The following is a 14,353-nucleotide window of genomic DNA, read 5'->3' as shown; positions in this document are numbered from 1 at the left end:
ATTAATTTATTTGTTATTAATTTTTTCTTTTACTTCGCCACACTTTAGCATTTTATCTCCGAAATAGGGATTTAAAACTTTTCCTTCATTACTTAACCAATAAGCACCACTGTCACTATCAGCCATCGGGCAATACAATTTATAGGTCGTTGTATTGATTCCGAAATTCTGAACGGCTAAAATCAATTGGTTTGACATTTTTTTGAAGACTTTGCGTTGCTCTTCAATATCTGAAGATTTTGTAATGACAACCGCACTTTCTGTTATGGCATGATCTATTGCCATCCACTGCTTATGAGTCGCTTCATTAGGAACCAATTTCATATCTACGGCTGCAATTGCTTTTTCAATAGCAGAAGCCAATTGCTTTGCCTGTTTAGAATCACTGTTTATCAAAGCGTCTTTTAATGCAATATATCGGTCATAAACGACTTGCAACTGATTCTTAAATTCTGTCGGAACATTAACCGATCCGTTAGGTTCTTCTTTTCTGTTCATCATTGATTTTTTGCCCTGCAACTGAGCTGATGCATCAATTGTAAAGACACCGTTGGTAACAATCTCCTCTCCTGCTTGTAAACCTCCTGTTATTTCATAATCTTCCCCTGTTTTTTGCCCCAATAGGACTTCACGCATTTCAAAAACCGGTTCGTCAGGCTTCGGTTTTATATAAACAATCGAACGTTTTCCGGTCCATAATACTGCGGTAGCCGGAACGGTCAAGGTCTCTTTTGAATGACTAACTCTATCTGTTTTTCCTTTAACAAACATAGACGGTTTTAGCTTTCGGTCTTTATTATCGATTACTGCACGCATCTTTACCACTCGGGTATCAGGATTCAGAACCGGATCTATAAAGGCTATTTTGGCTTTAAAAACTTCTGTAGGATACGCTTCAGTCGTGATCACTATGGCTTGTCCGACTTTAAAATTGCTTATCTGATTTTCGTAAACATCAAAATTAGCCCAAACGGAATTTAAGTCGGATATCTTAAACAGAGGCTGTCCTTGCTTCACATAATCGCCCTGTTCTGCCAATTTTTCCGAAACCGTTCCGCTCACAGTTGCATAAATAGGAAAATATTCCTTTACCTTTCCTGAGCTTTCGATCTGATTGATCTGAGAATCTGACAGTTTTAATAATTTCAGTTTATTTCTTACCGCTTTGTAAAGTTCCGGTTGGGTACTTTTTAAAGAAGCCGCCGTTATCAATTCTTGTTGCGCTTTGACCAGTTCCGGCGAATAGATCGTTGCTAATGCTTGACCTGCCTTAACCTCTTCTCCGGTAAAGTTGATGTGCAATCGTTCTATTCTCCCGGAAAAATAACTGGCCTGGACAGCATTTGCTTCTTCATTTTCCGATATTTTACCCGATACAATTAAAACATTGCTCTTGCCACCACTATTTCCTACTATAGTTGTCTGAACATTTGCCAGAGCTAAGGCGTTCTCTGTCAATTTAAACTGTTCTTTTGATAAACCTCCCTGATGGTCATGATCTACCGGAATAAGGTCCATACCGCAGATCGGGCATTTTCCGGGTTCAGTCTTCATAATCTGGGGGTGCATGGAACACGTCCACATTTGCTTTTTAGCCTCTTGAGCTGTTACAGGGCTTGATTCTTTATTGGCTTCTTTATTGCCGAAAAGTAACCATCCGAGAACCAATCCGACAGCTACTAATACTATATAAATACTAATTTTTTTCATCTTTTCCCTTTATTTAATTAAATAATTAATTATGGTACTTTGTATATAATAATCCACTACCGAAGTAATCTTGTTGATTTGAAATTTCAGTTCAAATTCCTGAATATCAAGTACATCGTTAAAATCAATTGTACCGGTTTCATAGCTTTTAATTAAAATTTGTTCGGCACTTTTTGCCTGCTCCAGATTCTTGACTTGTGTATCATGACTGATTCTGGAAGCATTTCTATTAGAAATCGCTTTTTGCAGGCTTGCTTCTAAAAAATTGAGTTTATTTTGTTTTTGTGCTTTAATTTCTTCCTGTTTTAATTCGTTTTGCTTGCTGACTGATTTATATTTTTTATTAAAAATAGGGATCGATAGTGAAACCATTGGCATCAAGGCATCTTTCCCGTTATCTCTGAAATCCATATCGGGTCTTTTCTCGACATTGATATAATCAAGACCGAAACCTATCATCGGTCTTTTCTCTTTTTGATTTAGTAACTCTGATTTTTCAACTGAATGAAACAACTTATCATACTTAAGAAGTTCCGGGTGGATCTCCAGACTTTCAAATGATACTTGTTCTTTCTCATCCGGAATTTCTAAATCAGTAATAAGGTCAACCGCTATCTCAGAATCTCTGTTAAGGAGTTTATTTAATACTGTTTGTTCCGCTTTAAATTGTTCGCTCAAAACACTTTGCAACTGAGCTAATTCATTTTGCCTTATCTGCAATTTCAGAACATCAACCAAAGAAGCTTTTCCGACTTCAACCGAAGTCAGTGCTAATTTTTCGTATGTCTTTAAAAGTGTTTTGTTTTCTTCCAATACTCTTATCTTTTCTTTAATCTCATACAGTTTGTAATAAGATTGTGAAACTGTACTGATCAATTTTCTTTTAACTATCACTAAATCCTGATATTTAGCTTCTGATAGTGATACCGCATAATTTTCTCGGGCTGTGATCGTTCCGAACCAGGGAATCATTTGACGAACCGAAACTTTAAATGTCTGAGCTCCGGTTCGCGTTTCAGGCGTAATAGCAAACACTCCTATACCTAATTCTGTATTAGGCAATACATTTACCTCATTCTCTTTCTCTTTAGTAATTTTGTATTGTGATTCTATTTCTTGTACTTCCGGATTATTCCGTAAGGCTTCATCCAGAATTGTATTGAGATCCTGCGCTTTAGTCTGAATCGAAAAAAGAACTAATAGCCCAACTACATGTAATTTAAAAATTTGCTTTTTCATCGCTTTTCAATTTTCTTTTTAATACTAATTCTTCTCTCCAGCTATACAGCACCGGAACTATGAAATAGGATGTCACATCGATGATCATTCCTCCAAAACTCGGAATTGCCATAGGGATCATAATATCACTTCCTCTGCCAGTTGAAGTTAATACCGGTAGAAGTGCCAGAATTGTAGTTACTGTAGTCATTAAACACGCTCTGATTCTTTTATTTCCGGCATGTACAACAGCCGTTCGGATGTCTTCAACGGTTTCCGGTTTTTCTTTAGAAAAGAACTGATTCAGATAAGTTGCCATGACTACTCCGTCGTCTGTAGCAATTCCGAAAAGTGCTATAAATCCGACCCAAACAGCAACACTCAGATTGATGGTATGCATTTGAAACAGATCCCGTAAATTTTCTCCGAATAAACTGAAATTCAGAAACCATTCCTGACCATACAACCACATCATGATAAATCCTCCTGCAAAAGCAACGGCTATTCCTGTAAACACCATAAATGATGTTGTTACCGAACGAAATTGAAAATAAAGAATTAGAAATATTATGATCAATGCTAAAGGCACTACTAAAGACAAGGTTTTTTCGGCTCTTATCTGATTTTCGTATGTTCCGGTAAATTGGTATGAGATTCCTTTCGGTACAAGCAGTTCCCCGCGCTCTATCTTTTGACTAATTACATCCTGAGCATTTTCAACAACGTTAACTTCTGCAAAATCAGGTAGTTTGTCAAATAACACATAACCTATCAAAAAGGTATCTTCGCTCTTTATCGCTTGTGGTCCTTGCTCATATCGAATTGTAGCCAGAGTACTTAAAGGTACTGGTTTACCACTCGCTGTCGGGATGTAGATATTCGCCAGATCTGTAGGGTTTGAACGCAATTCTCTGGGGTAACGAACCCGTATGCCATACCGCTCCCTTCCTTCTACAGTTTGGGTAAGTGGCATGCCGCCAACAGCTACTTTCAAAACATCTTGTACCATTTGAATTGATATGCCGTAATTAGCTATTTTTTCTCTATCAATGTCGATCAATACATAAGGTTTACCTACAATTCTGTCTGCAAATACGGCTTCACTTTTTACACCTTCTACATTTTTCAGGATCTCTTCTAATTGGATACCGAAATCTTCTATTTGTTTCAGGTTCTGTCCTTTTACTTTAATCCCCATAGGTGCACGCATACCGGTTTGCAACATTACCAACCTTGTTTCTATAGGTTGCAACTTAGGTGCTGACGTAATTCCGGGAAGTTTTGTCTTTTTTACAATCTCATTCCATATATCATTTTCCGATTTGATAAATGGTCTCCAGTTTCTGAACAACTCCCCTCTATTATCTTCAATCAGATCATCGGGAGAAATTTTATAAAACCTTTCATCTATTGAATCGTTTTTGATAGTATTCGGATTAAAAACCGTTTTTCCGTCCTTCAACACAAAGGCTCCTTCATCGTTTATTTTATAACGTTGGCGTTTTCCTTCTTCATTTAGGGCATATTCCGGTTTATACAAAATGATATTTTCATACATCGATAAGGGAGCCGGATCCAATGCTGATTCCACTCTCCCAGATTTTCCGACAACGGTTTCTATCTCCGGAATATTGGCCACAGCCATATCTAGCTGTTGCAAGACATGCTTATTTTCTTCTACTCCGGAATGCGGCATTGAAGTTGGCATCAACAAGAAAGCTCCTTCGTTCAAAGAGGGCATAAATTCTTTTCCGGCGTTCTTAAAGATTAACATTCCACAAATAAATACACTAGCCGGAATGGTTAAAAAGAGTAATTTATGATGCAATGCCCATTTTAAAATGTGTGTATAATACTTTTGAAAAATAGAAAAAATACCTAATAACCCTAAACATATAATACTTACAAATAGTAGATTAATAAAAAGGCTTTTATCAACACCTAAAGGCCGCCAGTACTCTGACAACAATCCTATAATAGTTCCCGATGCTATAATGATATTGATACGATTTCTGTTTTTGCTTATAACTGCATTAGTATTAGATAAGAAGTATATTGCTCCGAATAAAATCAAGACCATTCCCAACCAATACCCATAGAACAATCCTGTAATACCGATAAGAACAAATAGTGCCTGAATCAGCGCTGCTGCTTTAGTAGTAAGTGATTTTCTTTTAAATACAAATGCCGCAAAAGGCGGAATAATAAACAATGCTACGATTATAGAAGCAATCAGTGCGAATGTTTTTGTAAATGCTAATGGCCTGAAAAGTTTTCCTTCTGCTCCGACCATTGTGAAAACAGGAATAAAACTTATAACTGTAGTCATAACTGCCGTTACTATTGCTCCTGAAACTTCTGAAGTAGCATTGTATACAACCGTATTTATAGGTAACTTTTTGGAATCACTTTCTAAATGCCTTATGATATTTTCAGATAAGATCACTCCTACATCGACCATAGTTCCTATAGCAATGGCTATACCGGAAAGAGCAACTATATTGGCATCAACATTGAATGCTTTCATCGCTATAAAAACCATCAGAACGGCAACCGGTAACAAACCTGAAATTAGAATTGAGGCTCTTAAGTTAAGAACCATCACTACAATTACTAAGATTGTAATCAGTATCTCAAGAGTTAAAGCTTCGTTTAATGTACCTAAGGTTTCTTGGATCAGTTCTGTTCGGTCGTAAAAAGGCACTATTGTCAATTGAGAGACTCTTCCGTCCTTTAATTTTTTACTCGGCAAACCGGTACTAACTTCCTTAATCTTTTCTTTTACATTATTAATGACTTCCAGAGGATTGGCTCCGTATCTTGCTACTACAACACCTCCCGCCACTTCAGCACCTTCTTTATCTAATATCCCTCTTCTGGTCATTGCCCCTAATGATACTTTGGCAACATCTTTTATCTTTACCGGAGTGAAATCTTTTGACGTTACTACTGCATTTTCAATATCTTTCAATGATTTCACATAACCGAGTCCCCTAACCAAATATTCTACCTGATTTATTTCTATAGTCTGTGCTCCGATATCCTGATTGCTTTCTTTTACAGCCTTTACTACTTGTTGAAGGTTGATATTATATTGCCGCATCAGCTCAGGATCAATATCGATCTGATATTCCTGAACATATCCGCCTATCGATGCCACTTCAGAAACACCGCTAGCAGAGGAAAGGGCATATTTCACATAATAATCCTGTATGCTGCGAAGCTCATTCAGATCCCAACCTCCCGTTACCTTTCCGTTTTCATCCCTTCCTTCTAATGTATACCAAAATATTTGCCCTAGAGCCGTAGCATCCGGTCCTAACGAAGGACTAACTCCGTCAGGAAGCAATCCGTTAGGTAATGAATTTAATTTTTCTAAAATTCTGGAACGGCTCCAATAAAACTCTACATCTTCTTCAAAAATGATATAGATACTGGAGAAACCGAACATCGAGGAACTCCGAATGGTTTTTACCCCGGGAATTCCCAACAATGAAGTCGTTAACGGATAGGTAATCTGATCCTCAATATCTTGAGGAGAGCGCCCGTCCCATTTTGTAAATACTATTTGTGATTTTCACCTATATCCGGTATCGCATCAACAGGAACCGGATAATTGGGTAATACTTTTGTATCCCAACTGAACGGAGCATGAATTATTCCCCAACCGACAAACAATACTAATAATAAGACGGCTACTAATTTATTCTCAATTAAAAATTTAATGATCTTATTAAGCATAATTATTTAATTTAATCATTTGACAAAAAAGTTTTGTCCAAAACGGAACTGAGTCCACTTCGGATTTTTAAAACCTATATCAAATAATCAAATTAAATATACTTCATCAAGTAGATGAATGTCCCTGACTATTAAAGGCGGAGAGTAATCTTTAAAATTATTTTCTTTTTGTTCAATTGCATTGAACAAACTAAAATAAGTATAACAAAAAGTTGTGAAGAATAATTGTTGCTCAAGGCTTAGTTTATCAAATGAAGAGAGTTTCATTTCTTCCTGCCCTTTAATAACCAAATGTTCATCTGAGCAACAGGATTTTTTAGTAACTGAACATTTTGAGTTAGTCAACACTTGTAACTTTTCCATTCCACAAGTCTTTGCTTCCTGAAAAATAGCTGTATCTACCAATTTATCACCACAATAGTGCTTACTTATTGTAAATGATAACGTAGAAAATAAGACTACGAATACCATTACAACAGCTATACTTTTATGGAGTGTTTTATAGTTCATAAGAACAAAATTACAGTTATTTTTTTAATTCTTTATATTTTAACAGACTTTTAGTCAATTAGTAATGAAAAAAGTAAAGAGCTGTCCTTATTTAAGAACAACTCTTCACATAACCATAACAAATAATAATTATCAATTATCTCTTTAATGAAAAATGTGCTTTAAATTCTTTCATTACTCCATGCTCTTCATATTGCAAACTAAACCAATAGTCTGTTGATGGTAAAGGATGCCCATTGTAAGTCCCATCCCATCCTTGACTCTCATTTAATGTACTTATTTGTTTTATCAATTTACCATAACGGTCAAAGATATACAATTTAGCTTCTGCCTGATTTAATCCAACAATATTCCAAGTATCATGTATTCCGTCTCCATTCGGTGTAAAATACTTAGGATAGTCTATCACCGTTACCGTATCCTGTAAGAAGGTACAGCCTTGTGTGTCTACTACAGTGATCTGATGCTCTCCCGAGCTTACTCCGGTAAACACATTGCTCGATTGTAACGATTCCTCATCCAACTGATACAGGTAATCTCCGTTACTTCCTCCGGATACCGTTACCACTACCGTTGCACTATCCGTAAAGGCATCCGTTACCGTAGTCACTATATTTGTCGCAGGATTGGTCTCCTCTACTACTACAGTATTGGAGATCCCTTCACAATTCGTGTCCAGATTCGTTACCACTACATAATAACTCGCTGCCTCTGATACCTCTAACGTTGAATCATTAGATAACGTTGCTACTGATACAGGACCGCTTCCGGCATCCATAAACCATTCAAACTGATAGTTACCGCCACTGAAATCTCCTGCATTCAATATCGTGGTCTGATAAACCACACCGCTCACCTGTTCCACACAGATAGCACTGTTTTCAAGTTCCGGCTCTGGCAATGGGTTCACATAAACCGTAATGTATTTGATCTCGCCCATACAACTACCTAACTGTGTCCAGACTTTGTAGATCACATATCCCTGACTATCGCTTGTTGTAAACAACTGATCAGGTATTTCTGCAGGCAATACATTCGTATTACCCGGTAAAGCTCCTGTTACGCCTACGGCATCCTGTACTTCCCAGTAAACCTCTACACCTGTTATATTCGGATAACCTACATAAATATCCAGATCGTCATAAACAATCTCTTCGCTACAGATCTCAGGTGCTACTGTTGGCTCTAAGATACTACCCGGTATCGGATTTACCGTTATGGTATCACTCACGATCACAGGACCTACACAAGTCCCTAAAACAGGAGTGATCTCAAAGTATACTGTTCCGGACTGCATAGGATCATTCACCGTAAACGGTAATGAGATCGTACTGTCTGTTGTTCCGCTGGTGGAACCTGTTGTACTCAATCCGCTGGTTTGTGCTACCCAGTTGAAGTCCATACCTGTAGGAAGACCTGAGATATTAACCTCTACCACATCTCCGCTACATACAGATACTGAGGCTATGTTAATGTCGATATTTGCCGGATCAGGTATAGGGTTAACCTGTACCATGAAATTAATAGGCTGACCTATACATCCATTTGCTGTCGGAACAACTTGCATATCTATATATCCAGTTGTATTTCCATCCATGAGATTAACAATTTGATTGATATCACTTTGATCCCCCGATTGATTATACGTAGAATTATCTACATTCACTATAGTTGCTGTCCAAGTATAAGTCAGGTCACTTACGTTAACATTTGAACTTGAAATAACAATATCTGTTTGATTTCCGTTACAAACAGTATTATAGGAAGCCGTTATTATAGGAACTGATTTTATTTCTATTTGTGTTGTCACAAAATAAGGAGTACATGCCCCATTTTGAGGCACTTCATACATTACAGTATAAGTTGCAGGACTACTTAATGTAGTGTTGATCTCTCCTGTTTGAGGGTCAATCGATAAACCTGAAGGAGTTGCTGTATAAATACCGTTTACTCCTGTTCCATTAAAATGAACAGCTACTATTCCATAAGACTCACAATAACTTGTCTCATCATAATTTATTGTTGCTGTATAAGGCTCATTCACAGTAATTGTTCCACTCGTTGTAGCCGTATCACAACCATTACCCGTTGTGGTCACCGTATAAGTAAATATTCCGGATTCTGTCGGAGTTCCACTAATCGTTACCGTATTCCCCGATACCGATAAACTAACACCAGTAGGAAGACCACTTACTGTGGCTCCTGTTGCGCCGCCTCCGATCGTCATTACTATTGACATCATTGCATCGTTCTCACAAACTGTTTCATCTGTTCCTTGAGTTATCGTATGAATATCATTTACCGTAATTGTACCACTCGTCATTGCCGTATCACAGCCATTACCCGTTGTGGTCACCGTATAAGTAAATATTCCGGATTCTGTCGGAGTCCCACTAATCGTTACTGTATTCCCCGATACCGATAAACTAACACCTGTAGGAAGACCACTTACTGTGGCTCCTGTTGCGCCGCCTCCAATCGTCATTACTATTGACATCATTGCATCGTTCTCACAAACTGTTTCATCTGTTCCTTGAGTTATCGTATGGTTTTCATTTACCGTAATTGTACCACTCGTCATTGCCGTATCACAGCCATTACCCGTTGTGGTCACCGTATAAGTAAATATTCCGGATTCTGTCGGAGTTCCACTAATCGTTACCGTATTCCCCGATACCGATAAACTAACACCAGTAGGAAGACCACTTACTGTGGCTCCTGTTGCGCCGCCTCCAATCGTCATTACTATTGATATCATTGCATCGTTCTCACAAACTGTTTCATCTGTTCCTTGAGTTATCGTATGGTTTTCATTTACCGTAATTGTACCACTCGTCATTGCCGTATCACAGCCATTACCCGTTGTGGTCACCGTATAAGTAAATATTCCGGATTCTGTCGGAGTCCCACTAATCGTTACCGTATTCCCCGATACCGATAAACTAACACCTGTAGGAAGACCACTTACTGTGGCTCCTGTTGCGCCGCCTCCGATCATCATTACTATTGACATCATTGCATCATTCTCACAAACCGTTTCATCTGTTCCTTGAGTTATCGTATGGTTTTCATTTACCGTAATCGTACCACTCGTCATTGCCGTATCACAGCCATTACCCGTTGTGGTCACCGTATAAGTAAATATTCCGGATTCTGTCGGAGTCCCACTAATCGTTGCCGTATTCCCCGATACCGATAAACTAACACCTGTAGGAAGACCACTTACTATGGCTCCTGTTGCGCCGCCTCCAATCGTCATTACTATTGATATCATTGAATCGTTCTCACAAACTGTTTCATCTGTTCCTTGAGTTATCGTATGGTTTTCATTTACCGTAATTGTACCACTCGTCATTGCCGTATCACAGCCATTACCCGTTGTGGTCACCGTATAAGTAAATATTCCGGATTCTGTCGGAGTCCCACTAATCGTTACCGTATTCCCCGATACCGATAAACTAACACCTGTAGGAAGACCACTTACTGTGGCTCCTGTTGCGCCGCCTCCGATCGTCATTACTATTGACATCATTGCATCGTTCTCACAAACTGTTTCATCTGTTCCTTGAGTTATCGTATGAATATCATTTATCATAATATTCATACTTGCCTGTACTGCACATTGACCCGCATCGGGAGTAAAGGTATAGGTTGACGTACCTGCTACGAATGTATCTATACTTGATGGAGACCAGGTTCCCGTTACACCGTTATCAGATGTAACCGGTAAAGACGGAGCCGTACTGTTCTGACATAATGGACCTATAGCTGTGAACACCGGAGTGATCTCATTCGTAATACTTATATCCATACTCGTTTGCACCGAACACTGTCCCGCATCGGGAGTAAAGGTATAGGTTGACGTACCTGCTACGGATGTATCTATACTTGATGGAGACCAGGTTCCCGTTACACCGTTATCAGATGTAACCGGTAAAGACGGAGCCGTACTGTTCTGACACAAAGGACCTATCCCCGTGAACACCGGAGTGATCTCATCCGTGATCGTAATGTTCATACTCGTTTGCACCGAACACTGTCCCGCATCAGGAGTAAAGGTATAGGTTGACGTACCTCCTGCGGATGTATCTATATTTGAAGGAGACCAAATTCCTGTTATTCCGTTATCAGATGTAACCGGTAAAGACGGGGCTGTACTGTTCTGACACAAAGGACCTATCCCCGTGAACAACGGAGTGATCTCATTCGTAATGCTTATATCCATACTCGTTTGCACCGAACACTGTCCCGCATCGGGAGTAAAGGTATAGGTTGACGTACCTCCTGCGGATGTATCTATACTTGATGGAGACCAGGTTCCCGTTACACCGTTATCAGATGTAACCGGTAAAGACGGAGCCGTACTGTTCTGACATAATGGACCTATAGCTGTGAACACCGGAGTGATCTCATCCGTGATCGTAATGTCCATACTCGCCTGTACTGCACATTGACCCGCATCGGGAGTAAAGGTATAGGTTGACGTACCTGCTACGGATGTATCTATACTTGATGGGGACCAGGTTCCCGTTACTCCGTTATCAGATGTAACCGGTAAAGACGGGGCTGTACTGTTCTGACATAATGGACCTATAGCTGTGAACAACGGAGTGATCTCATCCGTGATCGTAATGTCCATACTCGCCTGTACTGCACATTGACCCGCATCAGGAGTAAAGGTATAGGTTGACGTACCTCCTGCGGATGTATCTATATTTGAAGGAGACCAAATTCCTGTTATTCCGTTATCAGATGTAACCGGTAAAGACGGGGCTGTACTGTTCTGACATAATGGACCTATAGCTGTGAACACCGGAGTGATCTCATCCGTGATCGTAATGTCCATACTCGCCTGTACTGCACATTGACCCGCATCAGGAGTAAAGGTATAGGTTGACGTACCTCCTGCGGATGTATCTATATTTGAAGGAGACCAAATTCCTGTTATTCCGTTATCAGATGTAACCGGTAAAGACGGAGCCGTACTGTTCTGACATAATGGACCTATCCCCGTGAACAACGGAGTAATCTCATTCGTAATGCTTATATCCATACTCGCCTGTACTGCACATTGTCCCGCATCAGGAGTAAAGGTATAGGTCAAAGTACCTGTTACTGAAGTATCTATACTTGATGGGGACCAGGTTCCCGTTACACCGTTATCAGATGTAACCAGTAAAGACGGAGCCGTACTGTTCTGACACAAAGGACCTATCCCCGTGAACAACGGAGTGATCTCATCCGTGATCGTAATGTCCATACTCGTTTGCACCGAACACTGTCCCGCATCGGGAGTAAAGGTATAGGTTGACGTACCTCCTGCGGATGTATCTATATTTGAAGGAGACCAAATTCCTGTTATTCCGTTATCAGATGTAACCGGTAAAGACGGAGCCGTACTGTTCTGACATAATGGACCTATCCCCGTGAACAACGGAGTAATCTCATTCGTAATACTTATATCCATACTCGTTTGCACCGAACACTGTCCCGCATCGGGAGTAAAGGTATAGGTTGACGTACCTGCTACGGATGTATCTATACTTGATGGAGACCAGGTTCCCGTTACACCGTTATCAGATGTAACCGGTAAAGACGGGGCTGTACTGTTCTGACACAAAGGACCTATAGCTGTGAATGTTGGTGTATTAGGTGCGGTTATATCAATTGTTCCTGTTTCAGTCAAATTCGGTGTACACCCAATAGTTGTAACTGTATAATTAAAAGTGCCACTTACTGTTGGTGTTCCGCTTATTGTCAATGTATTTCCAGAAACTGAAAAAGAAACTCCCGTCGGTAATCCTGAGACATTAACTCCAGTAGCTACCCCTCCGAATTCATAAAGTATATCTACTATAGATTCTCCCTGACATATAGATTGGCTTTCATTACCTGATAGGTTAGTTAATTGACACATACAAAAAAGACTAACCGTAACATCAATAATCTGCACGCAACCTACATCATCAGTAACTGTTATAGTATATGTACCTGCGCTCAACCCAGAAGCTGAACTTATACCTGAATTATTATTATCTGTATAAATCACATTCCCAGTTGAATCTTCCCAAACATAATCATAAGGTTGTACTCCACCTTGACCTTCAACTGTTGCAGAGCCTAAAGCAGAACATGTTTCATCTGTTACTGTTGCTAGAGGAATATTACAACATTGCATCTCTGCAAAAAAAGGAAAATTTGGATCTACAGAACACCCTCCTGTCGACCATCCTCCCATTTCAGAATCCGAAAACGTATCTATATTTATTCCTAAATCGAGATTGGGAACACAAGAAGTTGTAGTCGTAATTTGAAAACAAAAAATCCAAGATCCAACTCCATCTATATCAGGATCACCATAATTATCTGTATAATTCCCGTTAGGTCCAGTAGGCCCTGCAGGGTCATAATCAACATACCATCCCCAACCCTCTGGTCCATTATCCCAAACCCAAACGTAATTACCTCCAGCTGTCGGAGATGATATACCCGTCAAAGTACTTAGATCCCAACCTGGACCAAAACTAGGTACAATAGCTGCTAACCAGTTGGCTCCTATCTGTTCAAATTCAGTTACTTCAAAACAAATATCAACCGTTGTTCCCGGTAAATAAAATCCTCCTGTCGGGGTTGGATTAATTGTTAAATTTGATGCTAAAACACACTGATCACAGTTATTTATTGCTGTCAACTCTAACTGAAAATCAGCAAAATCAGTTTCATCTACTCCACTTATTTGCATGAAATAAGTTTCACCTTCGGTTATTGCCTCAAGAATAGTTGATATGTTTCCATTATTACTCGTCTCACACAGCACCCCTGTAAGATCACTACAATTCCCAGACGGACTCGAATAAACCCCTATATTAGCATCATTTAACCCAGATGTGAAATTTATATCTAACTGATTTCCCTGAGCCACAAATGAGACCCAAACATCAGCTGCCGGAGCATCCATACACGACAAAGAGCTATATGGATTCTCAGCATTAGCTCCTATAGTAGTCCCATTATATATCAAAGTTGATCCACTATTAGTTGAACCACAGGGAGCAGGTGAAGGAAGTATTCCTAAATCTACTGCTGTTGAACAAACATCTTGCGCAAATAAATTTGTATAACTTACAATCAATAAAATAATTGATAATAGTAACTTCGTATAATTTTTTCTCAT

At 39.3% G+C, this 14,353-nt stretch carries 6 protein-coding genes; all 6 read right to left on the bottom strand.

The features are described from left to right. Positions 1-6 precede the first annotated feature (6 nt). The gene (locus DI487_RS12590) at positions 7-1,710 is read right to left on the bottom strand and encodes an efflux RND transporter periplasmic adaptor subunit (RefSeq protein ID WP_109569966.1); all 1,704 of its coding nucleotides are present in this window, start codon (positions 1,708-1,710) and stop codon (positions 7-9) included. Positions 1,711-1,719: 9 nt separating this feature from the next. Continuing rightward, positions 1,720-2,949, bottom strand: coding sequence for a TolC family protein (locus DI487_RS12585; protein ID WP_109569965.1), 1,230 nt, complete (start codon positions 2,947-2,949; stop codon positions 1,720-1,722). Beyond that, positions 2,930-6,445, bottom strand: coding sequence for an efflux RND transporter permease subunit (locus DI487_RS12580; protein ID WP_394335980.1), 3,516 nt, complete (start codon positions 6,443-6,445; stop codon positions 2,930-2,932). The genes DI487_RS12585 and DI487_RS12580 overlap by 20 nt, the downstream gene beginning before the upstream one ends. Before the next feature lie 47 nt (positions 6,446-6,492). Beyond that, the gene (locus DI487_RS16710; protein WP_394335958.1) at positions 6,493-6,669 is read right to left on the bottom strand and encodes a hypothetical protein; all 177 of its coding nucleotides are present in this window, start codon (positions 6,667-6,669) and stop codon (positions 6,493-6,495) included. An 87-nt stretch (positions 6,670-6,756) separates the two neighbouring features. Continuing rightward, positions 6,757-7,179: an HYC_CC_PP family protein gene (locus DI487_RS12575; RefSeq protein WP_449404176.1), complete on the bottom strand. Its 423-nt coding sequence runs from the start codon at positions 7,177-7,179 to the stop codon at positions 6,757-6,759. Between the two features lie 136 nt (positions 7,180-7,315). Continuing rightward, positions 7,316-14,353 (bottom strand): T9SS type B sorting domain-containing protein, encoded by a 7,038-nt coding sequence (locus tag DI487_RS12570; protein ID WP_109569964.1) that lies wholly within the window; start codon positions 14,351-14,353, stop codon positions 7,316-7,318.

It is taken from the genome of Flavobacterium sediminis, assembly GCF_003148385.1.
Lineage (GTDB): Bacteria > Bacteroidota > Bacteroidia > Flavobacteriales > Flavobacteriaceae > Flavobacterium > Flavobacterium sediminis.
This window is presented reverse-complemented; position numbering and strand designations above follow the sequence as displayed.

What these genes read in the sequence shown, in the direction of transcription:
- DI487_RS12590 (WP_109569966.1), bottom strand. Translation starts at nt 1,710, where the DNA reads ATGAAAAAAATTAGTATTTATATAGTATTAGTAGCTGTCGGATTGGTT.
- DI487_RS12585 (WP_109569965.1), bottom strand. Translation starts at nt 2,949, where the DNA reads ATGAAAAAGCAAATTTTTAAATTACATGTAGTTGGGCTATTAGTTCTT.
- DI487_RS16710 (WP_394335958.1), bottom strand. Translation starts at nt 6,669, where the DNA reads ATGCTTAATAAGATCATTAAATTTTTAATTGAGAATAAATTAGTAGCC.
- DI487_RS12575 (WP_449404176.1), bottom strand. Translation starts at nt 7,179, where the DNA reads ATGAACTATAAAACACTCCATAAAAGTATAGCTGTTGTAATGGTATTC.
- DI487_RS12570 (WP_109569964.1), bottom strand. Translation starts at nt 14,353, where the DNA reads ATGAGAAAAAATTATACGAAGTTACTATTATCAATTATTTTATTGATT.